At 72.2% G+C, this 26,148-nt stretch carries 18 protein-coding genes and 3 tRNA genes; 8 read left to right on the top strand and 13 right to left on the bottom strand.

Annotation, left to right across the window (positions count from 1 at the left end; all coding sequences use genetic code 11):
- Positions 1–6: 6 nt before the first annotated feature.
- Positions 7–1,965 (bottom strand): GDSL-type esterase/lipase family protein, encoded by a 1,959-nt coding sequence (locus NOSIN_RS03895; protein ID WP_077689419.1) that lies wholly within the window; start codon positions 1,963–1,965, stop codon positions 7–9.
- A gap of 550 nt (positions 1,966–2,515) precedes the next feature.
- Between NOSIN_RS03895 and NOSIN_RS03890 the strand changes: the two genes are divergently transcribed.
- Positions 2,516–3,217: an exonuclease domain-containing protein gene (locus NOSIN_RS03890; protein ID WP_077689418.1), complete on the top strand. Its 702-nt coding sequence runs from the start codon at positions 2,516–2,518 to the stop codon at positions 3,215–3,217.
- Positions 3,218–3,253: 36 nt separating this feature from the next.
- Here the strand turns inward: NOSIN_RS03890 and NOSIN_RS03885 are convergent, their stop codons facing one another.
- The 3 genes from NOSIN_RS03885 to NOSIN_RS03875 form a co-directional block, all read right to left on the bottom strand.
- Positions 3,254–4,009: a glycosyltransferase family 2 protein gene (locus tag NOSIN_RS03885; protein ID WP_077693388.1), complete on the bottom strand. Its 756-nt coding sequence runs from the start codon at positions 4,007–4,009 to the stop codon at positions 3,254–3,256.
- Between the two features lie 2 nt (positions 4,010–4,011).
- Entirely contained in the window at positions 4,012–4,635 is a 624-nt protein-coding gene (locus NOSIN_RS03880; protein ID WP_236743290.1) for a UTRA domain-containing protein, read from the bottom strand.
- 455 nt (positions 4,636–5,090) lie between these two features.
- A tRNA-Ile gene (locus NOSIN_RS03875) sits at positions 5,091–5,164 on the bottom strand.
- A 264-nt stretch (positions 5,165–5,428) separates the two neighbouring features.
- Between NOSIN_RS03875 and NOSIN_RS03870 the strand changes: the two genes are divergently transcribed.
- Positions 5,429–6,418 carry a malate dehydrogenase gene (locus tag NOSIN_RS03870; RefSeq protein ID WP_077689416.1) on the top strand — a complete coding sequence of 330 codons (990 nt, stop codon included), beginning with the start codon at positions 5,429–5,431 and terminating at the stop codon, positions 6,416–6,418.
- 210 nt (positions 6,419–6,628) lie between these two features.
- Positions 6,629–9,139, top strand: coding sequence for a DEAD/DEAH box helicase (locus NOSIN_RS03865; RefSeq protein WP_077689415.1), 2,511 nt, complete (start codon positions 6,629–6,631; stop codon positions 9,137–9,139).
- 30 nt (positions 9,140–9,169) lie between these two features.
- On the opposite strand, the gene NOSIN_RS03860 is transcribed toward NOSIN_RS03865, so the two are convergent.
- Together NOSIN_RS03860 and NOSIN_RS03855 are read right to left on the bottom strand one after the other, a co-directional pair.
- On the bottom strand, positions 9,170–9,640 hold the full coding sequence (locus NOSIN_RS03860; protein ID WP_077689414.1) for a deaminase: 471 nt from the start codon (positions 9,638–9,640) through the stop codon (positions 9,170–9,172).
- A complete protein-coding gene (locus tag NOSIN_RS03855) occupies positions 9,637–10,341 on the bottom strand; it encodes a RibD family protein (protein WP_077689413.1) in 705 nt (234 codons plus the stop codon). Before NOSIN_RS03855 ends, NOSIN_RS03860 begins: the two co-directional genes overlap by 4 nt.
- 471 nt (positions 10,342–10,812) lie before the next feature.
- Between NOSIN_RS03855 and NOSIN_RS03850 the strand changes: the two genes are divergently transcribed.
- Positions 10,813–11,700 carry an SAM-dependent methyltransferase gene (locus NOSIN_RS03850; protein WP_077689412.1) on the top strand — a complete coding sequence of 296 codons (888 nt, stop codon included), beginning with the start codon at positions 10,813–10,815 and terminating at the stop codon, positions 11,698–11,700.
- 183 nt (positions 11,701–11,883) lie between these two features.
- Here NOSIN_RS03850 and NOSIN_RS03845 read toward each other — a convergent pair.
- The 3 genes from NOSIN_RS03845 to NOSIN_RS03835 all read right to left on the bottom strand — a co-directional run bounded on the left by NOSIN_RS03845 (position 11,884) and on the right by NOSIN_RS03835 (position 14,480).
- Positions 11,884–11,956: transfer RNA gene (locus tag NOSIN_RS03845), tRNA-Asn, on the bottom strand.
- Positions 11,957–12,173: 217 nt separating this feature from the next.
- Positions 12,174–13,793 carry a glucuronyl esterase domain-containing protein gene (locus tag NOSIN_RS03840; RefSeq protein WP_077689411.1) on the bottom strand — a complete coding sequence of 540 codons (1,620 nt, stop codon included), beginning with the start codon at positions 13,791–13,793 and terminating at the stop codon, positions 12,174–12,176.
- Between the two features lie 614 nt (positions 13,794–14,407).
- Positions 14,408–14,480, bottom strand: a tRNA-Asn gene (locus tag NOSIN_RS03835).
- Between the two features lie 159 nt (positions 14,481–14,639).
- Here NOSIN_RS03835 and NOSIN_RS03830 point away from each other — a divergent pair.
- Together NOSIN_RS03830 and NOSIN_RS03825 are read left to right on the top strand one after the other, a co-directional pair.
- The gene (locus NOSIN_RS03830; protein ID WP_077689410.1) at positions 14,640–14,981 is read left to right on the top strand and encodes a hypothetical protein; all 342 of its coding nucleotides are present in this window, start codon (positions 14,640–14,642) and stop codon (positions 14,979–14,981) included.
- A complete protein-coding gene (locus NOSIN_RS03825) occupies positions 14,981–15,502 on the top strand; it encodes a hypothetical protein (protein WP_077689409.1) in 522 nt (173 codons plus the stop codon). Before NOSIN_RS03830 ends, NOSIN_RS03825 begins: the two co-directional genes overlap by 1 nt.
- Here NOSIN_RS03825 and NOSIN_RS03820 read toward each other — a convergent pair.
- The 4 genes from NOSIN_RS03820 to dnaG all read right to left on the bottom strand — a co-directional run bounded on the left by NOSIN_RS03820 (position 15,499) and on the right by dnaG (position 23,168).
- Entirely contained in the window at positions 15,499–18,465 is a 2,967-nt protein-coding gene (locus NOSIN_RS03820; protein WP_077693387.1) for an FAD-binding and (Fe-S)-binding domain-containing protein, read from the bottom strand. The genes NOSIN_RS03825 and NOSIN_RS03820 overlap by 4 nt on opposite strands.
- A gap of 160 nt (positions 18,466–18,625) precedes the next feature.
- Positions 18,626–19,951 (bottom strand): glycoside hydrolase family 18 protein, encoded by a 1,326-nt coding sequence (locus NOSIN_RS03815; RefSeq protein ID WP_077689408.1) that lies wholly within the window; start codon positions 19,949–19,951, stop codon positions 18,626–18,628.
- A gap of 140 nt (positions 19,952–20,091) precedes the next feature.
- Positions 20,092–21,177, bottom strand: coding sequence for an RNA polymerase sigma factor RpoD (rpoD, locus tag NOSIN_RS03810; protein ID WP_077693386.1), 1,086 nt, complete (start codon positions 21,175–21,177; stop codon positions 20,092–20,094).
- Positions 21,178–21,281: 104 nt separating this feature from the next.
- Positions 21,282–23,168 carry a DNA primase gene (gene dnaG, locus NOSIN_RS03805; RefSeq protein WP_077689407.1) on the bottom strand — a complete coding sequence of 629 codons (1,887 nt, stop codon included), beginning with the start codon at positions 23,166–23,168 and terminating at the stop codon, positions 21,282–21,284.
- Between the two features lie 210 nt (positions 23,169–23,378).
- On the opposite strand from dnaG, the gene NOSIN_RS03800 reads away from it, so the two are divergent.
- Entirely contained in the window at positions 23,379–24,728 is a 1,350-nt protein-coding gene (locus NOSIN_RS03800) for a phytase (protein ID WP_143832844.1), read from the top strand.
- Between the two features lie 229 nt (positions 24,729–24,957).
- Positions 24,958–26,118, top strand: a complete 1,161-nt coding sequence (locus tag NOSIN_RS03795) for a hypothetical protein (protein ID WP_077689406.1) — start codon at positions 24,958–24,960, stop codon at positions 26,116–26,118.
- Positions 26,119–26,148: the final 30 nt, after the last annotated feature.

The following is a 26,148-nucleotide window of genomic DNA, read 5'->3' as shown; positions in this document are numbered from 1 at the left end:
TGGAGGCTAGCTCCCGACGAGCTGGTACAGGTCGATGGACTCGGCCAGCGCGCGCAGGCCGGCGTCGCCGGGGTGGAGGTGGTCCCCCGAGTCGTAGGCGGGCCGCATACGGGCGGGGTCCTGCGGGTCGCGCAGGACGGCGTCGAAGTCCCACACCCCGTCGAAGGGCGACATCGGGTCGTTGATCTGGGAGCGCAGGTAGGTGTTGACCTGCTGGCGGGCCTGCTCGACCTCCGCCGTACAGCGCGGATCGCCCCCGCACGGGCCGAGCGTGGCCACGAACACCCGCAGGTCGTACTCGTGGGCCAGCCGTGCGATGTGTCCGATCCCGCTGATCACCGCCTCGGGAGAGGTGCCCAGGCGCAGGTCGTTGATGCCGGCGAAGACGACGACGGTGTCCACGCCGTTCTGGACGAGCACGTCCCGGTGGACCCGGCGGGTCATCGCGACGCCCCTGGGGATGGTGGCCACCCCCTCGCCCGGGTAGTCGTCCCTGACCACGTGGTTCCCGGACACCCCGAGGTTGAGCACGCCGGGGTCGGGCAGCCCGGGCCGCGCGGCCAGGCGGGCGCTGAGCACGTCGGGCCAGCGGGAGTAGGCGTCGCGGGTGGAGCGGACGCCGTCGGTGATGGAGTCGCCGAGCGCCACGATCGCTCCCGGCCCGTCGAGCACCTCCACGCCGGTGAGGAAGGGCCACTGGTCGATCCGGCCGGTGAACGGCTCCCCGGTGGTGTCCAGGGTGTGGTCGCCGCTGCCGGGCGCGCTGGTGTAGTTGGTGTCCACCGAGGCGTAGTGCACCGGCGCGGTGGCCACCCGCTCGGGCAGGTAGACGCTGACCAGGACGTTGGTCTGCGGCGGCACGGAGATCCCGGCGGGATCGCTGAACACCTGTCCCCCGGCCGGTATGACGGTCGCGGAGCGCCCGCCGAAGGTGAGCGGGACCGCGGAGCCCCTGACGGCCGCGCCGGTGTCGCGCGGGGCCAGTGAGGCCGCTCCCACGGTGACGGGGGCGTCGGCGAAGGTGTTGTCCAGACGGATCCGTACGTTGGCGCCGCCGGTGGTGGTGCGTACCGACAGCCGCAGGGTCTGGTCCTCCCAGGGGCCGACCTCCATGTAGCCGGAGGTGGCCCGGGCCCAGGTACCGGTCCACTCGGGGCCCACCTCGCGCCCGCCCACGGAGAACAGGTGGATGCGGCCCTCGCCCTCCCCGGTCTCCGGCAGCACCACGTGGGAGATCTCGCGTGCGGGATCGACCGGGACGTCACGCGCGTACAGGCGCACCGCGCCGAGCCCCGGGTCGGGGCCGGAGGCGGAGTTGGCGTAGGGCAGGGTGAGCGCGGCCTCGCTCGCGGGCCCGGTGATCCAGTCGGGGACGGACAGGACGAACTCCTGTTCCCTCCCGTCGGTGTAGACCACCCGGCCGGTGCCGTGGACCTCGGCCCCGGCGCCGCCGGTGTCGATCCCACCGGCCCCGGTGTCCCCGGTCTCGGTTCCGCCGGTGCGGGTGGCGGTGGCCAGGAAGGTGAGCGAACGGTAGCGGTCGGCGCCGAGCCGGACGGCCTGGCCGTCGGAGACCAGGTGGTCGGGGCGCCCGGGTGCGTAGTCGGGCAGTTCCAGGGGTGCGCCGAGGAGGACGACCTCGCGGCCGGGGATCCACCCGGCCGAGGCCAGGGTCTGCGCGGACAGGCTGTTGCCGGAGCCGTCGAGGTCGACGTTGGCGCTGGAGCCGTCCCGGGATACGCCGATCCGGTCGACGAGGGCGCCGAAGGGGGTCCCGGGCGCCTGGGGGTTCGTCTGCTCGGCCTGCTTCGGGGGCTCGGTCCCGAGTCCGTGGGAGACCGTGATGGTGACGACCGTCGCGAGGAGCACCGCCGCGACAGCCGCCGCCGTACCGCGCAGCAGGTAGTAGGCCGGGTTCCCGCGGCGGCGGCGCCCACGCCGCCGCGATGTTCCGTCCGATCCCAACACTCGCCTCCCCGGAGTACACCCGTCCACCGATCTGTCGGACGACGCCGGGCACGCGGTGGTTGCCGAGACGTGGCACACCACGCCCCTCTGGCCGGCCGTCAGTGTAAACGAGCGGGCTCCGTGCGGCGGGGAGGTTCCAGGACCGCGTCGCGCACCGTTCCCGGTGCGCGAAGGCGCAGAGCAGGTGAGGGGGCGGGCCGGGCGGAAGCCGGATTCGTGCCCGAGGGCGGGTCCCCGGACCGACCGGCGTGGGCGGCCGTCCCGGACCGTGTCCGTCGCCACGGCCGGGACCGAAAGTCACCGGGACGAAGCACAATGGCCGGAGCACTTCCGTCTCCGATCCCTCCCCCCTGTCCGCCCGTCCTCACCGCACGCGTTCCGAACCGGCGAGAAGCGAGCACCCCCCGAGTCCGGCCCCGTCCCGAACCCGGATTCCAAAAGTGCGCGGCCGCGCCCGCCCGTTCCACGGAATCCGGTTCCCGAAGCCGCATCATCAGAGGAAGCGCCGAGCTTCTCCCGTCGAACCCCCGACCCCAGAAGGGCCCGCATGACCTGGCACACCCGTCCCATGGCCGCGTTCGACGTCGAGTCCACCGGCCTGGACCTGGACCACGACCGGATCGTCACCGCCGCCCTGTGGCGCATCGACCCCGTCCACCGCACCAAGGAAGTCACCACCTGGCTCATCGACCCGGGCATCGACATCCCCCAGGAGGCCACCGACATCCACCACATCACCACCGACCACGCACGCGAGCACGGCCGGCCCGCGTCCGAGGCGGTGCCCGAGATCGGCGCCGCCCTGGAGAAGGCGGCCGTGGACGGCCTGCCGGTGGTGGTCTACAACGCCCCCTACGACCTGGGACTGCTCGCGGCGGAGCTCCAGCGCCACCAGTCCGGGGCCCGCTTCGACGAGATGCTGCGCGTCCTGGACCCCCTCGTGCTGGACAAGCGGGTCGACACCTTCCGGCGCGGCTCGCGCAAGCTGGTCGACGTGTGCGCCCACCACGGCGTGCGCCTGGACGCCGACCAGGCGCACGGGGCCGCCGCCGACGCGCTGGCCGCCGCCCGACTGGCCTGGAAGCTCGCCGCGACCCACCCCGAGCTGGCGGACATGGGCATCGACGAGCTGCACACCGCACAGGTCACCTGGAAGGCCGAACAGGCCGCCGGTCTCCAGGCCTACCTGCGGCGCAAGGACCCCGAGGCGGTCGTGGACGGCTCCTGGCCACTCGCCGCCCGCGCCTGAGCGCACCGGCCCGGCCGCCTCCCCGACCGCACGCGCTCAGGAGGGCTCGAAACACCAGCCCGTCTCCGCGAGCGCCCGCGCCCGTGCCTCCACGACGGCCGTACGAGCGCTCCGCTCCCGCTCGTCGGCGTGCGGGGCGGCGGCGGTGGCCTGCCCGGGCCACTTGCGGTAGAGGAGTCCGGTCCGCGCCGTGAACCAGCCGCGGCTCACGGCGTTGAGGGCGAGGAGGAGCCCGGTGTCCTCGGACGCCGGCAGCGCCATCCACCCGCCCAGGGCCAGGAGCAGGTCCCGGCGTACGCACAGGGTGGCCGGGTGGACGGGCGGCAGGAAGCCGTTCGCCTTCCAGGAGTCCAGGACGGCGCCCCGCTCGATCGGGCCCTCCGGCGGGTCCCCCTCGAACCCGGTGGTGGACCCGTCGGGCATGAGGTCCAGGGCCCGCGAGGTGGTCCAGCAGACCCCGGGCGTCCGCGTCAGGGCCCCGATGTCCCGGGCCAGCGCGCCCGGCGTCAACTGGTCGTCGGCGTCCAGGACCCGGACGAACTCGCCCTCCGTCCGGGAGAGCGCCATCGTGCGCGCCGTTCCGGCGCGGCCCGCCCGGCCCTGCCCGAAGCTGACGCGCGGGTCGTCCGGCACGCGGGACCCGACGGCGTCGGTCTCCCCGTCCTCCTGTACGACCCACTGCCAGTCCCAGCCGTCGGGGAGGACCTGCCCGGACAGCGACCTGTACGCCTCGGGTAGGAATCCGGCGCCCGGGGCGTGCACCGCCGTGACGACGGAGACGAGACCGGCCATGGTCACCACCGTTCCAGACGAGTCGTGAAGACGGCCTCGGTCCGGTCGCCCGGAAGGATGACCTCCGACCAGTCCACGACGCGGCCGTCCGTGTCGACGCAGGCCTTCCGGAGCACCATCACGGCGGTACCGGGCGGCAGCGCGAGCTCCCGTGCCTCCTCGGCGGTGGGCGGCCGCGCGGTGACCCGCTCCTCGACCCGGTCGACCTCGACGCCCACGGTACACAGCTGGCTCTGGGTACCGCCGGGCCACGGCTCCCTGGCCGCGTCGAGCAGGTCCGGGTTGGAGGCCACCATCGCGTGCACCAGGTAGGAGCGCGTCATGTTGAGGGGCGCGGCCTCCTCCCGGTAGCGCGTCCGGTAGAGGCGTTCCACCAGCCTGGTCCCCACGCGCACGCGAAGGGCTCGGGCCAGCTCCTCGTCGGCCCTCACGTCGTGGTACTCGGCGTGGAACACGAGGTCGTCCACGGTGAGCCCGGTGTCGTGTTCCGTGGCGCCGGTCGCCCCGCGCTCCTCCCGGCCCGCCCGGGCGCGGTTCTTCTCCCACTGGTGCCGCTCGTTGGTCCTGCGCACGAGGCGCCGGGGCCCATGCCCGTACGCCCTTCCCCGAACCACTTCGGTACTCACCCGCCTCCGTCGGCCGACACGCACGCTCCAGGCCCCGGGAGAGACCGGGAGCCTCTCCGAGGGCGCGCGTCCTCTGGATCTATTCCGACGGCGGGCCGATGTCCAGCCACCTCACCGGCGCGGCGCGGCAGGAGGGCCGTGAGTTCTCCGGCGCGCGGCTCCGCCGTACCCACATGACCGAACCAGGGTTTTGTCCACCACAAGTGGCGGAATGGGCGGAACACAGCCTTGATGTCCTACTTCGTATTCAAGCCCGCCGCCTTGACGAGGGCGAACGCGAATCACGGTGCGGGACCGCGGACGAGGGCGCCGAGTTCTGGGCCCCGGACTTCGGCGCGTATTCCCCGCGGCCGTCCGGACGGGACCGTATCCGGCCGCACACACCCCGATAGCGAAGAAAGCGCCGCTGGCCCGTATCCGCAGGTCGGCGGCGCTTTTGTCATGTTCGGAAGGGGTAGGCCGGGCAGGACTCGAACCCGCGACCCAGGGATTATGAGTCCCCTGCTCTAACCAACTGAGCTACCGGCCCGCCGTCATCGGCGAACGTCATCCTAACAGGGTGCGTCCTCCGTTTCCGCGCCGTAAATCCGTTACCGCACGGAACCCGCGACCCCCGGCGAGGGGCACGCGGATCCCCTACCGCGCACCTGGTTCACGCTCCGCGAGGACGCGAGGTCTAGGGTGGTGAGGTGCGCGGCGCGCACCTGGACGACCCCAGCGCCCGGTACCGACGCCGCGTCGAACCCGTTGGTAACATCGCGGGTCGCACAACGTCGTTCAGGAGAGTTCACGCATGTCCAAAGCACCCGTCAACATCACCGTCACAGGCGCCGCCGGCCAGATCGGCTACGCGCTGCTGTTCCGGATCGCCTCCGGGCAGCTGCTCGGCGCCGACACCCCGGTGAAGCTGCGCCTGCTGGAGATCCCGCAGGCGGTCAAGGCCGCCGAGGGCACCGCGATGGAGTTGGACGACTGCGCCTTCCCGCTGCTCCGGGGCATCGACATCTTCGACGACGCGGCCCAGGCCTTCCAGGGAGCCAACGTCGCCCTGCTGGTCGGCGCCCGCCCGCGCGGCAAGGGCATGGAGCGCGGTGACCTGCTCGAGGCCAACGGCGGCATCTTCAAGCCCCAGGGCGAGGCGATCAACGCCGGCGCCGCCGACGACATCCGCGTCCTGGTGGTCGGCAACCCCGCCAACACCAACGCCCTCATCGCCCAGAGCCACGCCCCCGACGTCCCGGCCGAGCGCTTCACCGCGATGACCCGCCTGGACCACAACCGCGCGCTCACCCAGCTCGCCAAGAAGCTCGGCGTGTCGATCAACGACATCAAGAAGCTCACGATCTGGGGCAACCACTCCGCCACCCAGTACCCGGACCTGTTCAACACCGAGGTCAACGGCACCAGCGCCGCCAAGACCGTGGGCGACCAGTCCTGGCTGGAGAACGACTTCATCCCGACCGTCGCCAAGCGCGGCGCCGCGATCATCGAGGCCCGTGGCGCCTCCTCCGCCGCCTCCGCCGCCAACGCCGCCATCGACCACGTCCACGACTGGGTCAACGGCACCCCCGAGGGCGACTGGACCTCCGCCGCCATTCCCTCCGACGGTTCCTACGGCGTACCCGAGGGCCTCATCTCCTCCTTCCCCGTCGTCTCGCGCGGGGGCCGCTGGGAGATCGTCCAGGGCCTGGAGATCGACGGCTTCTCCCGCTCCCGCATCGACGCCTCCGTCAAGGAGCTCGTCGAGGAGCGCGACACCGTCAAGCAGCTCGGCCTGGTGTAGCACCCGCCCGGGCCCGCGCGCCTCGCTCGGGGCGGGGGCCGGACCGTGTGCGCGGGCACGCCTCGTTCGGGGCGTGCCCGTCGTCGTCTCCGAGGCGGCCGGACGGGTTCCGGGGCCTGCGGGACCGGCCCCGGGCGACCGGACCGGGCTCCGTGAACGGGCACACGGCACTGTCCCGGGGGGCCTCGGGAAGCAGGCAGTATAGAGACCGTGAGTCTCATCGATGTACTTCCGGCCGAACCAGAACCCGACTCCCTCTTCGAGGCGTTCGCTTTGTGGGCCGAGGAGCGGGGCCTCACCCTCTATCCGCACCAGGAGGAGGCGCTCATCGAGGTCGTCTCCGGGTCCAACGTCATCCTCAACACCCCGACCGGATCGGGCAAGAGCATGGTGGCCACGGGCGCGCTGTTCGCCGCCCTGGCCCGCGACGAGTGCGCGTTCTACACCGCGCCCATCAAGGCGCTGGTGTCGGAGAAGTTCTTCGACCTGTGCAAGATCTTCGGTACCGAGAACGTCGGCATGATGACCGGGGACGCCAGCGTCAACGCCGACGCTCCCATCGTGTGCTGCACGGCGGAGGTCCTGGCCCAGATCGCGCTGGCCGAGGGCGCGGACGCCGACATCAACACCGTCGTCATGGACGAGTTCCACTTCTACGCCGAACCGGACCGCGGGTGGGCCTGGCAGGTGCCCCTGCTGGAGATGCCGCAGGCGCAGTTCCTGCTGATGTCGGCGACCCTGGGCGACGTGAGCCGCTTCGAGGAGGACCTGGAGAAGCGCACCGGGCGTTCCACCGCCGTGGTCGCCTCCGCCGAGCGCCCCGTTCCCCTCTACTACGACTACCGGGTCACACCGCTGCACGAGACGCTGGAGGAGGAGCTGGCCAGCGGCAGCGCGCCCGTGTACATCGTGCACTTCACCCAGGCCCAGGCCGTGGAGCGCGCGCAGTCGCTGACCAGCATCAACATGTGCACCAAGGAGGAGAAGGCGGCGATCGCGGCGGAGATCGGCAGCTTCCGCTTCACCACCAAGTTCGGCCGCAACCTGTCCCGGTACGTGCGGCACGGCATCGGTGTGCACCACGCGGGCATGCTGCCCAAGTACCGGCGCCTGGTCGAACGGCTGGCCCAGGCCGGGCTGCTCAAGGTCATCTGCGGCACCGACACCCTGGGGGTGGGCGTGAACGTGCCCATCCGCACCGTGCTGTTCACGGCCCTGAGCAAGTACGACGGGACACGGGTGCGCCGCCTGCGCGCCCGCGAGTTCCACCAGATCGCCGGACGGGCCGGACGGCCCGGGTTCGACACCGTGGGCAGCGTGGTGGCCCAGGCTCCCGAACACGTCGTCGAGAACCAGAAGGCGCTGGCCAAGGTCGGTGACGACGCCAAGAAGCGGCGCAAGGTGGTGCGCAAGAAGGCCCCCGAGGGGTTCGTCTCCTGGGACGAGGCGACCTTCAACAAGCTGATCGAGGCCGAGCCGGAGCCGCTGACCTCCCGTTTCCGGGTGAGCAACGCCATGCTGCTGAGCGTGATCGCCCGGCCCGGGAACTGCTTCACCGCGATGAAGCACCTGCTCAGGGAGAACCACGACGACCGCAGGACGCAGCGCCGCCACATCCACGAGGCGATCGCCATCTACCGGTCGCTGCTGGACGGCGGGATCGTGGAGACCCTCCCCGAGCCCGACGAGCAGGGGCGCCCCGCCCGGCTGACCGTGGACCTACAGGCCGACTTCGCGCTCAACCAGCCGCTGTCCACGTTCGCGCTGGCCGCTCTGGACCTTCTGGACAAGGAGTCGCCCACCTACGCGCTGGACGTGCTCAGCGTGGTGGAGTCCACCCTGGACGATCCGAGGCAGATCCTGGGCGCACAGCTCAACAAGGCCCGCGGCGAGGCCGTCCAGCAGATGAAGATGGACGGGATCGAGTACGAGGAGCGCATGGAGCGGCTGGAGGAGGTCGACTACCCCAAGCCGCTGGAGGAGCTGCTCAGCCACGCCTACGAGGTGTACCAGAGCGGCCACCCGTGGGTCGGCGACCACCCGCTGCGGCCCAAGACGGTGGCCCGCGACATGTACGAGCGGGCGATGACCTTCACCGACTACGTGGGCTTCTACGAGCTGGCGCGCTCGGAGGGGCTGGTGCTGCGCTACCTGGCCAGCGCGTACAAGGCGCTCAACCAGACGGTTCCCGACGACGCCAAGACCGAGGAGCTGCGCGACCTCATCGAGTGGCTGGGAGAGCTGGTCCGCCAGGTCGACTCCAGCCTGCTGGACGAGTGGGAGCAGCTGACCAACCCCCAGGCGGAGGTCTCCGGGGACGAGGAGCCCCCGGAGGAGAGGGTGCGCCCGGTGACCGCGAACACGCGGGCCTTCCGTGTGCTGGTGCGCAACGAGATGTTCCGCCGCGTGGAGCTGGCCGCCCTTCGCCGCTACACCGAACTGGGCAAGCTGGAGGACGGCGGGGAGTGGGACGACGCCGAGGCCTGGGAGGAGGCCCTGGAGGAGTACTTCGAGGAGCACGACTCCATCGGGATCGGCCCGGACGCGCGCAGCCCGGCGATGCTCCTCATCGAGGAGGAGCCGGAGCTGTGGCGGGTGCGCCAGATCCTCGCCGACCCGGCGGGCGACCACGACTGGGGCATCAGCGCCGAGGTGGACCTGGAGGCCTCCGACGCCGAGGGGCACGCGGTGGTGCGCGTGGTGGACGTCAACCGGCTCTGACCGATTCCGCCCCACCTGGTGGGAACGGGGTCACCCCACCAGGTGGGCGTTGACCTCGCGGACGCCCGAAGCCAGGTCGGGGCGCTCCACCACGGTCCGTCCCGCCGCGCGCAGGCGCTCGGCCCCGTCGCAGTCCACGAACAGGGCGGGCTCGCGCCAGGCGAAGACCACGCGCGGGACCGGCGTGGCCAGGACCAGGGCGCTGCAGGACCGCGGCCGTGAGGAGCGTGAGCTGCACGGCTCCAGCGAGGAGTACAGGGTGGCGCCGGCCAGCCGGGGGTCGTCGGCGGCCACCTCGCGCAGGGCCGCCTCCTCGGCGTGGTCGCCGGGATCGTCACGGCGCGAGTAGCCCTCGCCCAGGACGGTGCCGTCGTCGGCGACCACGACGCATCCCACGGAGAACGCGGTGTCCGAGGGCGGGCAGGAGCGGGACAGCTCGACGGTGCGGCGCAGCCAGTGCGCGTCGGCCTCTCCCCCGGCCGGGGGCGGACCGGCCCTCACGCCTCCTCCCCTGCGCCCAGGCGGTAGCGCAGGACGGCCACGTCGCCGAGCGCCCTCGCCTCCACCAGGCGCATCGGCGCGTCGAAGGTGTACGGAAAGGCGCCGGGCAGGACGAAGCGCGGGGCCTCCTCCTCCCCCACGAAGAACGGGGCGACCGCCAGCCGGAGCTCGTCGGCCAGCCCCGAGGTGAGGAACAGGGTGTGGACGTGCCCGCCGCCCTCCACCAGCAGGCGGGACACCCCCCGGCCGGCCAGGTCGGCCAGGATCGCCTTGGCGGTGGGGGGATCCCCGGCGTCCACCACCTCGGCGGGCGGGTCGTCGGCGGGCCTTCCCTCCAGTGCGCGCCGGGCGGTCCCGACGCCCGTGCCCCCGGTGTAGACGACGGCTCCCGCGTCCCCGGTGGAGAAGAAGCGGGCCTCGGGGGAGAACTCCCCGCTGCGGGTGACCAGGACCTTCAGCAGGTTCTCGGTGCGTCCCCGAGCACGGCGGCGCTCCCGCAGCAGCGGCGAGCGCACCAGGAGGCGTGGGTCGTCGGCGCGCAGGGTGCCCGCGCCGACGAGGATCGCGTCGCATCCCGCGCGCAGTTCGTCGATCTCGGCGAAGTCGGCCTCGTTGGACAGGCGCAGCCGCCGCGGTCCGGTGTCGTCGATGCGTCCGTCGACCGACGCCGCGCAGCTGAGGATGGTGTAGGGGCGGTCCATGCCCCCAGGTTAGCGAGGGTGCGCGACCCGGGTCGGCACACCTCGGCCGGACGGAGTATTTCCGCCGCGGAAACGGGAATTCCCGCAGGCAGCGGCCGCGAACACGGAATTTCCCGCCAACGTACGGTACGCGCCTTTCTCCACGCGTGCGCGCAAGGGCGCGGGGCCGCCCGAGGACGGGCAGACGACACTTCCCGGGGGTTCTCCCCGGCCACACCGCCGCGTCCGCGAAGCCCGCCTCCACGGGCTTGCGGGGACCGGAGCCGACTCTCAATTCATCACATAATGGACATTAAGCATATAAGTCCTAGCCAGCCCAAGTGAGTCCTTCCACGTACCGCGCGACACTTCCCGGGCACACCGAGCGACGATTTCCGCGAACTGTGTCTGTGACTCGGTTAACAACACCGCACACTCGGAATACAATCCAGAGGTCGACCAGACTTCCCCACCTCAGACAAGAGGAAGGCGATGCCTCGATTCTCCTCCCCCGATTTCCTCAGGCAGGCGGGGGGCAAACACGTCAGGGCCAATCCACCACCCCTCCTCGACCTGGCGCAGCCCAGTGTGGCTCGTCTGCACTCCTTCCACCTCAAGGGCAAGGACCACTTCGAGGTGGACCGGGACCTGGCCGCCAAGGCGGAGCGGGCCGCACCGGGGTTCCAGGACCTCGTCCTGGGCGAGAGGGCCTTCCTCCAGCGCGCCGTGCGCCATCTGAGCGCGGAACTGGGCATCCGACAGTTCGTCCAGTTCGGCGCGGGCCTGCCAGCGCCCGGCGACCCGCACGAGATCGCACGCGAGAGCGCTCCGCGGACCCGCGTCGTCTACGCCACCGACGACCCGGTGGTACTGACCCACCACCGCGCCCTGCTCCGCAGCGGACGCGCCACCACGGCGGTGCGCGCCTCCCTCACCCGGCCCGACGAGCTCCTGGCCGATCCCGGGATCCGTGACTTCATCGACCTGGACGAGCCCGTGGGCCTGCTGCTCACCGGCGCGGTCTCCCACACCTCCGACGCCGACGCCCCGGCCGAGCGCATCGCGACCCTGCGCCGGGCCCTCGCTCCCGGCAGCCACATGGTCCTCAGCCACTACTGCCGCCCCGACCCGACCGCCTTCCCGAAGGACGCGGCGCGGGCCGAACAACTGGAGCGTGTCTTCCTGGACCGTCTCGGATCCGGCCGCTGGCGCTCCCGGCAGGCCATCGAGGCCCTCTTCGGGGGCTGGCGGATCTGTGAACCCGGTGTGATCGAGGTCCAGCGCTGGCGCACGCTGCCCGTGGCACCGCCCGTGCCCGGCTGCTACCAGATGCCGCAGCGCAACCGGCGGCTGATCCTCGGCGGTATCGGCAGGATCTGAGGTCTCCGACACTCCCTCTCCCCGCGTCGAAGCCATGCGGACCGGCAGCGGGCGAGGGCCGCCCCGTCCGGGCGGGACCACCGGAGCGCCTCGACGTGCCCGAACCCGGCCGCGGCGCATCGCGGTGGAGGCACAACGACGACAGGGCCCCTCCCCTGGTGGGAAGAGACCCTGTCCCTACTGCTCCCGCGACTGGACTCGAACCAGTAACCTGCCGGTTAACAGCCGGCTGCTCTGCCGATTGAGCTACGCGGGATCGTGCTCCGCCGAGAGGCCCGAGGCCCTGGCGACGCCCACCAGCCTAGCGCCTCCCGGAGAGTGCTCGCGACGCGTTTTCCGCCGCGCTCCCCCGGGCGTGGGTCTTCGCGTCCCGTGACCCCGTGGCCCCGCGTGAGGTCCCGCGGATCCGGACGGGGTCCCGCCCCGGCGGGTGCGGAGCCGGGGCGGGACCGTCAGGGTGTGCACGGGATCGGTCAGGGGCTGGAACAGGTGATGCCGCCGGGCTCGGTGGAGGAGTCGCCGGTGGCGGTGAAGCCGAAGGTGACGGTGCTATCGGCCGCGACGGTGCCGTTCCACGGGGTGTTGCTCACCGTGACGGATCCGCTGGTCCCGGTGCTCTCGCCGTTCCAGAGGTTGCTGATGGACTGCCCGGAGGCCAGGGTCATGTCGACGGCCCAGCCGTCGAGCGCGCCGGCGCTGTCGTTGCGGACCGTCACCTCGCTCTGGAAGCCGCCGGACCAACTGTTGACCGTCCGGTAGTCGGCGGTACAGACGCCTCCCGTGCCGTCGCCCGGCGGCTCCTCGTCACCGGGCGGGTCCTCGTCGCCCGGGGGGTCCTCGTCGCCCGGCGGCTCCTCGCCGCCGTCTCCGGTCAGGGTCGGGGTCCGCCAGTTCCTCCACCCGGACAGGTCACCGGCCTTGCCGGGCGAGATCCTGAACACGCCGGGAGCCTCGCCCGTGCCCAGCAGGAACGCCTCGATGCTCTGCCGCAGGGGTCCCCGCCACTCGGACCTGGTGGCGCAGTGGGTACCGTCCTGGACGTCGGACGAGTAGCTGATGTTCTCCTCGGCGCCGAGCGCCTTGTAGACCTCGGCTCCGCCCAGGGCCGCCACGCTGCCGGACCGGGCGCCCAGCCACTCGACGTGGGGGTTCTCCATGACGAAGAGCCCCCGAGGCGCGATCATGCCCACGATCTCGTGCGTGTCCACCGGCAGCGCGCTCGGGTCGCCCGTGTAGGAGCCGAACGCGTCGCCCAGCCACGGCTGCTCTCCGTAGGCGCTGTCCAGTGGCTGGGAGCCGCTCTCCCGCGCGATCCCGCGGAAGGCGGGAACACCACCGGTGCCCGACTCGACCGGCATGGTCAGATCGATGCGCTGGTCGAAGGCACCGGCCACGAAGGCGCCCTTGCCGTACCGCGAGCATCCCGTGACACCGGTGCCGTCCGTCCGGAGGACACCGCCGCCCGACTGCTCGATGACGTCGATGATGCGGCTCGTGCCCCAGGCCCAGGACATGAGCAGCCCCGTGCCGCTCGACGAGCCGTAGATGTCGTAGAACGCGCCCTGTTTGTTGTTTCGGGACGTGCCCTCCGCCCCGACCGTGAAGGGGTCGTAGCTGATGACGGCGGCGCCGGCGGCCTTGATGGTGTCCGTGTCCGCGCCGAACCCTCCGTAGACGATGACGGCCGGGAAGGGGCCGGAGCCGCTCGGCAGGTCGACCGAGGCCGAGAAGCTGGTGCTCCGTCCCTGGTCCGTCACGTTCACCGTGATGTCGGACGAGGAGACCGTTCCCGTCACGCTGTCCGGCGGTGCGGGCTTCTCGCCGTAGACGGAGCGCTCCGCCAGTTCGTGGATCTCCGCCCGCCGGCACTCCCACTCCGCCTTGCTGGAGACACGCGTGCCGTCCAGCTTCGTGAAGGGATCGGGAAGCAGGGATTCGGAGACCGGGGGGACGGAGCCGGGTACCGCGCAGTCGGCGCCGTTGTGCTCGTCGGCGGACGCGGCCCGCGGGCTGAGGGTGGTGGTGGCCAGGCTCGCGGCGACCACGAAGGCGGCGGCCGCCCACGCCCGGGGGCGATGTCGATGGAAGTGCATGGAGACCTCCGGAGGAGGGCGCGCGTTCGGCGGGAACGGCCCCGCGCCGGAGGGCGCCGGACACGTGGCCGCCGGTGCGCACCGATGGGGGGTAGGCATCGGTCCCGCCTGGCGAGGACGCCACCGGGGACGCGATGGCGGGGAGGGAGCGTGTGGACTTCCGGCGGGTGGTTGCTGTGGGTCGCGGGACGGAACCGGATGGTGACCCATACTAAGAAGAAGTTCCGGCTGTTTTCCAGGAGGGGAACGGAGTTTTTCCGGAATATTTCGGATGTAGGCGTGCCGGCGAGCGGGAAGGGGGCGGTGGCCAGGCCACACGCCCGTGACCGTCACGCCGTTGGGGGTGCCGCGCGCGATCGCGCGTGCGGTCGAGCCAGGCCGGCTCTCCGCCCAGCCGGACGGGGATGCCGCGTGCGATCGCGCCTGCGGGGACGCCCGGGAACGAGCCGGTGCGGCGGCCCGGCGGCGTGGCGCCGAGACGCGGGGAACCCGCGGTCCGGGACACCCGGGGGCCGCGCCCGCGCGTGGCGGCCCGGCGGCACGCCACGACGCCTCCCGCCCTCGGAACGACGACAGGGTCCCTCCCCTGCCGGGGAGGGACCCTGTCCCTACTGCTCCCGCGACTGGACTCGAACCAGTAACCTGCCGGTTAACAGCCGGCTGCTCTGCCGATTGAGCTACGCGGGATGGCCTACCCCGCGGCCCTTGGGGGCCGTGAGGACACTCCTAGCCTAGCGCCCTCCGAGGAGTGCTCAGGACCGGTGTCGCCCATGTGTGGTGGAGTCCCCTCGGGGTAACGTCGAGGCAGGATCACGCCGATCGTCCCCAAGGCTGAAGAGGTATCCCATGCGCTACCGCATCACGTTCGCCGCCGGACTCGCCATCGGTTACGTCCTGGGCGCGAAGGCGGGCAGAGCCCGTTACGAGCAGCTCACCCGCAGCGCCCGCAAGGTGGCGGACAGCCCCGTCGTCCAGGAGGTCGCCGGACTCGTCGGCGCCCAGGTCGGCAACGCGGGCCGCACCGTCTACGACAAGGCCGTGGACAGGATGCCGGTCACGTCGCTGCGCGACTTCCTGGCCCGGCCCACCGACGAGGAGGTCGAGTTCGTCGAGTGGGAGAGCCGCAGCTCCAACGGCACCCAGCCGCGGGGCGGTAAGAACGCTCCCGGCACCGGCGAGGAGAACTAGTGGCCCTGTTCTCCAGGGGCGTGCCCGCCGGGGTGCGCGCCCGGCTGGAGCGGGGCGAGCGTGTGCTGGCGCACGCGCCCGTCACCGCCCCGGCCGGGGAGGACACCCCGGTCCTGGCCGCCACCACGCGCGCCCTGCACCTGCCCGACGGCCGCACCGTGCCGTGGCAGGACATCGACCAGGCCCGCTGGACCCCCGACGCCTTCACGTTCCTGGAGGAGGGGTCGGGCGAGCACACCGTAGGCCTGCGCTCGGACTCCGACTCCGACGGCGTGGACTACCGCCGCCTGGCCGAGACCGTCTCCGAGCGCGTCACCGCGACCATCCTGGTCAACCGGTTCGTGCCCTTCCCCAGCACCGACTCCACCACCGGCTTCCGACTGGTGGCGCGCCGCCCGCCCGGCGGCACCGACGTGGCCTGGCGCATCCACCTGGGCGAGGGAGTGGACCCGCGGGACGAGCGCCTGTCCGACGCCGTCTCGCGGGCCCTGGACGCCCTGCACGACCAGATGGGCGTCTAGGCGGTCGCCCCTCCGGCACCCCGTGGACGCCTGGACCGCCCCCCTGGAGCCGGGGCCCCTCGGTCCGCCAGGCCCCGGGCGAGGACCTCGGCCAGGTGCAGTGCGCGGCGGCCCGTGCCCTGGCCGATCTGGGTGCGGCAGCTGTAGCCGTCGGCGAGCACCAGGGTCTCCGGCGCGGCCTCGCGCACCCGCGGCAGCAGGTCGCGCTCACCGATGGCCGTGGACACCTCGTAGTGGCCCTCGGTGAACCCGAAGTCGCCCGCCAGCCCGCAGCAGCCGGAGTCGAGCACCTCGCCGTCGATGCCCGCCCGCGCGATCAGCTCCCGGTCGGCGTCGAAGCCCATCACCGCGTGCTGGTGGCAGTGCACCTGGGCCATCGCCGAGGCCGGGATCCGGGGCGGCTGCCAGTCGGGCGCGTACTCGTTGAGGAAGCCCGCCAGGGTGTGCACGGAGGCGGCCACCCCCTCGCTCTCCGGTCCCGGGAGCAGCTCCAGGAGGTCGTGGCGCAGCGCGGCCGTGCAGCTGGGCTCCAGCCCCACCACGGGCAGCCCCTCCTCCACCAGCGGCGCCAGGGCCCGCACCGCGCGGCGCATCACCGCCCGGGCCACGTCCAGTTGACCGGTGGAGACCCACGTCAGGCCGCAGCACACCTGCCCCCGGGGCAGCACGACGGTGAACCCGGCGTCCTCCAGCACACGCACGGCGGCGACGAGCACGTTCGGGTCGAGGTGGTTGCCGAAGGTGTCCGGCCACAGCACCACCCGGGGCCCGTCGGTGCGGGCCTCACCGCGCGCCGCACGGCGGCGGAACGCCCGGGTGAAGGTGGTGCGGGCGAACGAGGGCAGGTCGCGCTGCACGGCCACACCGGCGACCCTCTTGGCCAGGCGCGAGACCCCCGGCAGCCTGGTGGCCCGGTTGGCCTCGGCCGGGGCGAGCGAGGCCAGGCGCGCCCAGACCGGCAGCCAGCCCATCGAGTAGTGGGCGGCCGGACGCACCCGTCCCCGGTAGTGCTGGTGCAGGAACTCGGCCTTGTAGCTGGCCATGTCCACGTTGACCGGGCAGTCGCTCAGGCAGCCCTTGCAGGACAGGCACAGGTCCAGGCTCTCGCGCACCTCCTCCGAGCGCCAGCCGTCGGTGACGACCTCGCCCTTGGCCATCTCGAACAGCAGGTGGGCGCGCCCCCGGGTGGAGTGCTTCTCCTCCTGGGTGACCTGGTAGCTGGGGCACATGACGCCCGGCCCCTCCTGGCGGCGGCACTTGCCGATGCCGGAGCAGCGGCGCAGCGCCTTGGCGAAGTCGCCGTCGTCCTCGGGGTAGGCCATGGTGACGTCCGTCAGCGGCAACGCGGGCCGCGGGTCGGTGTCCACCCTCACGTCGGCGTCGAGCGGGAGCGGGTCGACGATGATGCCGGGGTTCATGATGTCGGCGGGGTCCCAGATCCGCTTGAACTCGCCGAAGGCCCGGATGAGGCGCTCGGGGTACATGCGGGAGAGGAGTTCGGAGCGCGCCTGTCCGTCTCCGTGCTCGCCCGAAAGGGAACCACCGTGCTTGACGACGATCCCCGCGGCCTCCTCCATGAACTCCCGGTACTCGCGGCGGCCCCGCTCGTGCGTGAGCTCGAAGTCGATGCGCACGTGCAGGCAGCCGTCGCCGAAGTGGCCGTAGACCACGCCGAAGCGGCCGTGGCGCTCCATGAGGTCGTCGAAGTCGCGCAGGTAGCCGCCCAGGTTCTCGGGAGGCACCGCGGCGTCCTCCCAGCCCGACCAGGCCTCGTCGCCCGCGGGTGTGCGCTGGGTGAGTCCGGCCCCCTCCTCGCGGATGCGCCAGAGCGCCTTCTGGTGGGCGGGGTCGGCGACGACGAGGGCGTCCTGGGGACGTGAGGCGTCGGAGAGCCCGGTGAGCATGGCCTCGGCCGCCTCGGCGGCCCGTTCGCGGTCCTGCCCGGCGATCTCCACCAGGAGCCACGCCCCGCCCTCGGGCAGCGGCACGCGGGACCCGGAGCCGTGGCTGTCCAGGGCGGCGACCATGCGCTGGTTGATGCCCTCGACCGTGAGCGGCCGGTGTCCGAGCAGGTCGGGTACGGCGTCGGCGGCCGCGGGGGCGTCCGGATAGCCCAGGACGGCCAGCGCGCGGGCGGGCGGCGTCTCGACCAGGCGCACGGTGGCTCCGAGCACGAACGCGCAGGTGCCCTCGGTGCCCACCAGCGCGGCGGCGACGTTGCGGCCCTTCTCCGGCAGCAGCCGGTCCAGGGCGTAGCCGGACACCCGGCGGCGAAAGTCCGGCATGGCCGTGCGCAGCTCGGATCGGTACTCCTCCACCAGGCGGGACAGGGCCGCGTGGATCTCGCCCTCGCGGCCGGGACGGCGCGCCAGGTCCCGCAGCTCCTCGTCGCTGTCGTAGGAGCCCACGGTGAGCCTGGTGCCGTCGCTGAGCAGTAGGTCGAGGGAGACGATGTTGTCGGCGGTGGTGCCCCAGGCCACCGAGTGGGAGCCGCAGGCGTTGTTGCCGACCATGCCGCCGACGGTGCAGCGGCTGTGGGTGGAGGGGTCGGGGGCGAAGGTGAGCCCGTGCTCGGCCGTGGCCCTGCGCAGCTCGTCCAGGATGACGCCGGGCTGCACGGTGGCGGTACGGGCCTCGGGGTCGATGTCCTCGATGGCGCGCAGGTGGCGGGAGGTGTCGATGACCACGCCGGTGCCGATGGAGTTGCCCGCGATGGAGGTGCCGCCGCCCCGGGGAACGACCGGCACCTCGTGCTCGGCGCAGGCGCGGACCGCCGCCACGCAGTCCTCGACGGTCTCGGGGACGACCACGGCGAGGGGCACGCGGCGGTAGTTGGAGGCGTCGGAGGTGTAGAGGGCGAGGGTTCCCGCGTCGAAGGCGACCGTGCCCCGGACACGGCTCTCCAGATCGCGGCGCAGTGCGGCGACGTCGGTCGGTTCTGTGGTGCTGTGCGGGTCGGCCATGGTGCACAGCGTGGCGGGTGGACCGTGGCGCCGCAAGCATGCCGCGCGGACCCGGCCCGCCGGGCGGTTCCGGTGTTCGGGGCCCGGGGGCCGAGCCCGGTTCCGGAGCCCGGTGCGGCCCGCGCGCAGGCCTCACGCGGAGCCCGCGCGTGCTCCGGGGTCAGCCCCTGAGGGACTCGTCCATGGCCTGGACCAGCTCGCCCTCGGGGTCCATGTCCAGGCTCCACACCATGAGCCCGCCCAGGCCCTGTTCGAGGACGTACTCGCCCTTGAGACGGATGACCTCGGGGTTGTCGTAGGTCCACCACTCGTCGCCGTCGTAGAGCCAGTGGGCGCCCGCCTCCTCGTCCAGGAAGCGCCGGCCCTCACGCTCCCGCAGTTCGGAGAAGGCCATGGTCGGCCCGTCGTAGGCGTCGTCGGCGGGCCCGTCCGCCGCCTGTCCCAGTCCGGCTTCGGCGGGACCCACCCCCTGCCAGCCCCGTCCGAAGGCGGGGACCCCCACCACCAGCTTCCCCGACGGAGCCCCCATGTCCAGGTAGCGCTGGACCGCCCGGTGGACGCTGTTGGCGTCGGGATCGGATTCCGGGGCGTACAGGTTCGAGTGGTGGGCGGTCTCCTCGCTCCACGGCCCGGAGAAGTCGTAGCCCTGCACGGTGGCGAAGTCGACGTGGTCGAAGACCTCGTCGTCGTAGGCCTCGCCGTTCCCGGCCCCGCCGGGCAGTGACACGGACAGGGTGTAGTCCTCGCCGGTCTCCCGGGACAGCTCGTCGAGCTGGCGGCGGAACTCGGCCACCAGGAGGGGGAAGTTGGCCGCGTCGTCGGGGTGCTCCACGTTGCCGGGGTGGCCCCCTCCCCCGGGCCACTCCCAGTCCAGGTCGATGCCGTCGAAGATCCCGGCGGCCACCCCCTCGCCGCCCTGCGGTTCGTCCTCGAACACCGGCAGGTCGCCGCGCAGCCACAGGTCCAGGCATGAGGACACGAACGCCTCCCGCGACTCCTCGGTGCGGGCCGCGGTGGAGAAGTGCGTGGACCAGTTCCATCCGCCCAGGGACAGGCTGGCCCCCAGGTGGGGGTGCTTCTCCTGGAGCAGGCGCAGTTGGTGGAGGCTGCCCGCGAGCTCCTGCTCGTAGTCGTCGGCCCGTCCGTCGACGCTCTCGTCCGCGTCGTAGCGGCGCTGGTAGAGCTGCCAGGGCTGGTCGTGGGTGCTCGGGACGTGGCACAGCCCCTCCGGACTGACGGCGCCGAACGCCCACATCAGGCGGGTCAGGTGCTCGGGGGCACCGCTGTCGTCCAGTTCCTTGATGGTGAAGTCGCGATTGGCCACGTTCCAGTCGGCGAAGTACCCGATGCGCTCGGGCTTCCTTGCGTTCGCCACCACGAAGACCCCCGTGATCAGTACCGCCGCGGCCACGACCGCGCCCAGGGCGAGCAGTGGACGCCGCCGGAGGGGGGACCCGGTTCTCGGTGCGGGCGGAAAGGCGTTCACGCCTCGACCCTAGACGCCGCACGGCGTGAATCCCGGGGTTACCGGCAGGTCGGCCACATCAGGCCGTCGTGGAATGCCCGTGGAGCCCCGGGTGTTGGTGGAGCCCCGAGTGTTGGGAGTGGCCGTCCGGGCCGGCCCGCTCAGCCGCCGACGAGGAAGTCGCGCAGGGTGCCGGCGCGCGAGGGGTGGCGGAGCTTGGCCAGTGTCTTGGCCTCGATCTGACGGATGCGCTCGCGGGTCACCCCGAACTCGCGCCCCACCTGCTCCAGGGTGCGCGGGTAGCCGTCGGCCATCCCGAAGCGCAGCCGGATGATCCGCCGCTCCCGGTCGGACAGGCCGGCGAGGACGAGCCCCAACTGCTCCTGGAGGACGGTGAAGGACGCCGCCTCGACCGGGACGACCGCGTCGGAGTCCTCGATGAAGTCCCCGAAGTCGGACTCCTCCTCGCCGATGGGCGACTGGAGCGAAACGGGTTCCCGCGCGATCCGCTGGATTTCCAGGACGCGCTCCCCGCCGAATCCGGCGGCCGAGGAGATCTCGGCGATACTGGGTTCGCGTCCGAGTTGCTGGTGCAGTTGGTGCTGGACCCGGACGACCTTGTTGATCGTCTCGACCATGTGCACGGGAATGCGGATCGTGCGCGCCTGGTCCGCTATCGCCCGCGTGATGGCCTGCCGAATCCACCACGTCGCGTAGGTGGAGAATTTGAAGCCCTTTCGGTAATCGAACTTCTCCACCGCGCGGATCAGGCCGAGGTTGCCCTCCTGGATGAGGTCGAGGAAAAGCAGCCCCCGCCCCATATAGCGTTTGGCGATGGACACGACGAGTCGCAGGTTGGATTCGATCAGGCGCCGTTTGGCCCGTCCGCCCTCCTCGGCCAGGGCGGTGAGTTCCTCGGCCGTGCGCACGCCCTCGGCGGGTTCGCAGCGCTGCGCGTACAGGCCGACCTCGATCGCCTCGGCCAGGTCCACCTCCTGCTCGGCGGTCAGCAGCGGCACCCGGCCGATCTCACGCAGGTAGAGCCGTACCAGGTCCGATCCGGAGCGCCGGCCACCGTCGGAGGGGGGTCCGGCCTCCTCGGGCTCGGCGACCTCCACACCGGCCTGGGCCAGGTGGGCGACCGCCTGGTCCAGGTAGTCCGGGGGAAGGTCCAGCCGGTTCAGCGCCGAGGCGACCTCGCCGCGGCTGACCGGGCCCCGACCCGGGTCGGGGAGCAGCCGGACCACCTGGCGAACGGACTGCGTTTCGTTGGTCACAACTGTGGGAGCCACTCCCCCATTGTGCCCGCCCGGGTACCGATAAAGGGAGAACTACTATTGTCACCCCGGCGCTACATGCCGCTCGCCCGCTCCTCCTGGAGGGCGCGTTTTTGCTGCTGAAGCGCCATGAGTTCGGTGAATACCCGGTTGTGCTCCTCCGCCTGGGAGACCGCGTCGATCCGGGAGAGCCGGGACTTCAGGTTTGACTCGCGCCGGTTGATGGAATGAGTCTTGACTGTGCCCAGTATTTGCCGGGCGTAATGCTCGTCGAGTTCTCCATAGAACTCCAGCTGTTCGACCGCCAAACGTGTGAGGAAATCACGCTGCGTGTCATTGGGGGCGGCCTCGCGCAGGCTGTTCACCCACGCCGCGGGATCGTGCGCGGCGGCCACGCCGCCCCGCTCGGTGATGAGCTTGAGCACCGCCCGGTGCTGGGGGACGGTGAAGTCCTCCTCGGTGAAGGCGTCGAAGCCGACGGCCAGCCAGGGGTACTGCACGGCGATCTTGAGGGCCTGGCGCTCGCGCTGCACGGAGGGGTCGCCGAGGTCGTAGGGGGCCTCCCCGGCGTCCGGGGTGGGCACGGGCCGCGCGGAGTGGGGCCGGGGCGCCGGGCCCCGGCCGCGGGGGCCGCGCATGTGCTGCTTGACCCGGCGCAGCACGAAGGCCTCGTCCATCAGGCCGAGCCAGCGGTCGAGGTTCTTGCCGTAGTCCAGGCGCACACCCTCGTTGCGGATGCTCGCGACCACCGGAGCCGCGGCGTCCAACGCGGCGATCCTCCCCTCGGCGGTGCTCAGGTCGTAGCCCTCCATGACGTTGCGGATCATGAACTCGTAGAGCGGCGGAGGGTTCTCCACCAGGTCGACGACAGCCTGTGCTCCGTGCTGGAGCCGCAGGTCGCAGGGGTCCAGGCCGTCGGGCTGCACGGCGACGTAGGTCTCGGAGGTGAGGCCGTGCTCCTCGGCGAAGGCGCGCACGGCCGCCTTCTGTCCCGCCTTGTCGCCGTCGAAGGTGAAGATGACCTTGCCGCCCTGGTTGGTGCGTCCGAGCAGCATCCGGCGCAGGATCTTGATGTGGTCCTCGCCGAAGGAGGTGCCGCAGGTGGCCACGGCGGTGGTCACCCCGGCGTCGTGGCACGCCATCACGTCGGTGTAGCCCTCGACGACGACCGCCTTGCCCTCCCGGGAGATGTCCCGTTTGGCGAGGTCGAGCCCGTAGAGCAGCCGCCCCTTGTGGAAGATGGGACTCTCGGGGGAGTTGAGGTACTTGGGCCCGTCCTCGTCGGAGCTGAGCTTGCGGGCGCCGAAGCCGACCACCTCGCCGGTGACCTCGCGGATGGGCCACAGCAGACGGTTGCGGAAGCGGTCGTAGGCGCCGCGTCGCCCCTGGGTGGCCAGGCCGCCCTCGACCAGCTCCTGGTCGGTGAAGCCCTTGCGGCGCAGGTGGGCGGTGAGGTTCTCCCACCCCGCGGGCGCGTAGCCGAGGCCGAAGCGCTCGGCGTGGACCCGGTTGAACCCGCGCTCGTCCAGGAAGCGCCGTGCGGTGACCGCTCCGGGCGAGAGCAGTTGTTCGGAGTAGAACTCGGCGGCCGCCCGGTGCGCGTCGAGCAGGCGCTGGCGCTTGCCCGAGTCGTGCCTGGCGGTGCTGCGGCCGCCCTCCTCGTAGCGCAGGGTGACGCCGATCTGGCGGGCCAGCGTCTCGACGGCCTCCGCGAAGCTGAGGCTCTCCATCCTCTGCACGAAGGAGATGGTGTCGCCGCCCTCGCCGCAGCCGAAACAATAGTAGAGGTTTTTGGAGGGGGTGACGTTGAAGGAGGGCGACTTCTCGTCGTGGAAGGGGCACAGTCCCTTCAGTGAGCCGCCTCCGGCGTTGCGGAGCTGGAGGTACTCACCGATCACGTCCGCGATGGGGGTGCGCTCGCGTACGAGTGCGATGTCTTCGTCTTTGATCCGGCCTGCCACGGTCTCCAGGGTAGTTCTCCCCGTCGGCCTTCCGCCCCCCGTCCACAGGCCCCGGGGCGACGGGGCGGGTGGAGGCGGGGGCAGCGGGGTGTTCACACGGCGTTGGATTCCGGGACGGGCTCCCGTACCCCCGGTTTGAGCGGTTCGTGAGGTAATACTTCTCGGTAACAACGTGGCAGCGCTACGTGTCGACCCCCCGAGGAGAACCGTATGGAACCCATGGAGAGACCGCCGGTCGGCCGGACCGCGGCGGCCGCGACGGCACTGGCGCTGTGCGCTCCGGTGCTGTTCGCCGCTCCGGCCCTCGCCGACGACGTATCGGTCGTCGACTACCGGGTCGAGACCCCGCCGGTGTTCAACGACGAGAACGACGCCGACGCCGACGACCCGGCGATCTGGCTCAACCCCCGCAACGACAAGCACAGCCTGGTCATCAGCACCGCCAAGGAGGACGGACTGTACGTCCACGACCTCGACGGCCGGGAGCTCCAGCACATCCCCGCCCCCGACGCACCGGGCGAGGGCGACAGGCCCGGGCGCCTGAACAACGTCGACATCGTCTACGGCTTCGAGCTGGACGGCGACGAGGTCGACCTGGCCGTGGTGTCCGACCGGGGACTCGACCGACTGCGCGTCTACGAGATCGACGCCAAGGGGGGCGGCCGGGGCCGGGCACCGCTCAGGGACGTCACCGACCCGGACGAGTCCCCGTTCGTCTTCTCCGAGGACCAGGACGAGGTGAACGAGGAGTTCACCGCCTACGGCCTGACCACCTGGTCCGACGGCGACGACCACTACGCGGTGGCGAGCCGCAGCGACGGCGCGGCGCTGGCCCTGCTCGAACTCGACGGCGAGGACGGCGCCGTCGGCTACGAGCACGAGGCCGGCATCGACCTGCCCACCTCCTTCGGGCTGCCCGACGGAAGCACGTGGGAGCCGTGCGTGGACCCGGGCGAGCTTCCCGTGGTGGAGGGCATGGTCGTGGACGCGGAGCGCGGGCTGCTGTACGCGGCCTACGAGCAGGTCGGCATCCTCCGGATGCCCGCCGACCTGTCGGAGGAGCCCGAGCTGGTCGACACCGTCCAGGAGTTCGGAGTCCCCGCCCACTACGACCCCGGGACCGACGAGTGCGTCGCCGGGGAGGACCCCGGTTTCGGCGGCGCCGACCTCAGCGCCGACGTCGAGGGCCTCGCGCTCTACCGCGCGGCCGACGGGGAGGGCTACCTCATCGCCTCCAGCCAGGGAAGCGACGCCTTCGTCGTCTACGACCGCGACCCCGGCACCGGCAACGCGCTCGTCGGCTCGTTCCGGCTCGGTGGCCCCGAGGGGGAGGACATGGTCCGGCACACCGACGGCATCGACGTGCTGAACGTGCCCGTGGGGCGGTTCGACGGCGGCCTCTTCGTCGCCCAGGACGGGGAGAACCAGCCCGACGTGACCGGCCCGGACGGCGGGGTCCGCGAGCAGACCAACCTCAAGTTCGCCCGCTGGGACGACATCGCCGCCGGCTTCGAGCCCGCCCTCACCGTGGATCCCCGCGGCTGGCACCCCCGCCGGTAGCGCCGTGTCCCGGCCCGGGCGGGCGTGGCCCGGGCCGACGGCGCCTGACCTCCGCCGGGGCCCGGCCCGGGCCCCGGCCGTGGTCCGGGCCTCCGTTCCGGAGGGGCTCTCGCGCTCGGCGAGGCTTTCCCGCACCGCCACCGGGCGGCCATCTCCCGGTCGGCTCGGTGCCGGCGCGCCCTGGCAGCGTGGGAGCCCCACTGGGCGGTTCCGAGGAGGGTCGGCACAGGTGCGCATCCCCCACACGTCCGGCCGGGGCGCGTTCTGGTTCGTCGTGGTCGCGTCGGCCGTCGCGGTGGTCCTGGCCGCGGCGCTCGGCCTCGTCGTCGTGAACCGCCTGGCCGGCGGCGACCTGGTGCTCGTGGAGGGCGTGGTCGGCTCGGAGAAGGTCGCGTTGTTCGACGACGAACTGGTCGGGGAGCGCTTCGCCGAGCTCGGGTACGAGGTGCGGGTGCGTCCCCGTGGCTCGCGGCTGATGGCCGAGGACGTCGACGGCGCGGACTTCGTCTCCCCCGGATCGGGTCCGGCGTCGGAGCACGTACGGGAGCTGCACGGGATCTCGACCGAGTACCGGCTCTTCAGCACCCCGATGGTCCTGCTCAGCTACCAGCCGGTGGTGGACGCGCTGGCGGGGGTGGATGTCGCCGGGCGCGGCGGGGACGGCACCTGGTCCTTCGACCTGGCCGCCTACCTGGAGCTGACGCGGGAGCGCACCCGCTGGCGTGACCTGCCCGGGGACGCGGTCAGCTCCAGCAACCGCAACGAGGTGCTGGTGCGCACCACCGACCCGCGCACCTCCAACTCGGCGGCGATGCACGTCGCGGCCCTGTCCTACCTGCTCAACGGCGAGGAGGTGGTCACGCCCGGACAGGTGGACGACGACCTCACCGGCACGCTGGCGCGCCTCTTCCTCGCCCAGGGCCAGCCGCCCGAGTCCTCCCAGCAGCCGTTCGAGCAGTTCCGCGACCTGGGGGCGGGGCACACGCCGCTGCTGTGGGCCTACGAGTCGCAGTACGTGGACGCGATGGTCAACGGACCCGCGCTCGCCCGGGACGCGGTGGTGCTCTACCCGGAACCGACCGTGTACGCGGTGCACACCGCCGTCCCGTTCACGGAGGAGGGCGACGCGGTCGGGCGGCTGCTCGCCCGGGACCCGGTCCTCCAGGAGCGCGCCGCGGCGCACGGGTTCCGCACCGAGGGCGGCGCCCACTTCGAGGACCTGGTGGCCGAGCACGGGCTGCCGGTGCGCACCCGGATCGCCGACGTGGTGAACACGCCCACCTACGGGGTCCTGGAGGACCTGCTGGCGGGCATCGAGGACGCCTACGGCGACAGCGGGGCGCGTCCTCCCGCCCCCGATGAGGCGGCCCGCGGCGGCGGGGCCCAGTAGTGGTACGTACACCAGACCGGGAGAGCGGAA

The sequence above is a fragment of the Nocardiopsis sinuspersici genome (assembly GCF_001998325.1).
In the GTDB taxonomy this organism is placed as follows: Bacteria; Actinomycetota; Actinomycetes; order Streptosporangiales; family Streptosporangiaceae; genus Nocardiopsis; species Nocardiopsis sinuspersici.
The sequence above is the reverse complement of the archived record's forward strand: the minus strand, read 5'-3'. Positions and strand labels throughout refer to the sequence as shown.

Coding starts and splice junctions, on each gene's coding strand:
- NOSIN_RS03890 (WP_077689418.1), top strand. CDS start 2,516: ATGACCTGGCACACCCGTCCCATGGCCGCGTTCGACGTCGAGTCCACC.
- NOSIN_RS03885 (WP_077693388.1), bottom strand. CDS start 4,009: ATGGCCGGTCTCGTCTCCGTCGTCACGGCGGTGCACGCCCCGGGCGCC.
- NOSIN_RS03870 (WP_077689416.1), top strand. CDS start 5,429: ATGTCCAAAGCACCCGTCAACATCACCGTCACAGGCGCCGCCGGCCAG.
- NOSIN_RS03855 (WP_077689413.1), bottom strand. CDS start 10,341: ATGGACCGCCCCTACACCATCCTCAGCTGCGCGGCGTCGGTCGACGGA.
- NOSIN_RS03850 (WP_077689412.1), top strand. CDS start 10,813: ATGCCTCGATTCTCCTCCCCCGATTTCCTCAGGCAGGCGGGGGGCAAA.
- NOSIN_RS03840 (WP_077689411.1), bottom strand. CDS start 13,793: ATGCACTTCCATCGACATCGCCCCCGGGCGTGGGCGGCCGCCGCCTTC.
- NOSIN_RS03830 (WP_077689410.1), top strand. CDS start 14,640: ATGCGCTACCGCATCACGTTCGCCGCCGGACTCGCCATCGGTTACGTC.
- NOSIN_RS03820 (WP_077693387.1), bottom strand. CDS start 18,465: ATGGCCGACCCGCACAGCACCACAGAACCGACCGACGTCGCCGCACTG.
- NOSIN_RS03800 (WP_143832844.1), top strand. CDS start 23,379: ATGGAACCCATGGAGAGACCGCCGGTCGGCCGGACCGCGGCGGCCGCG.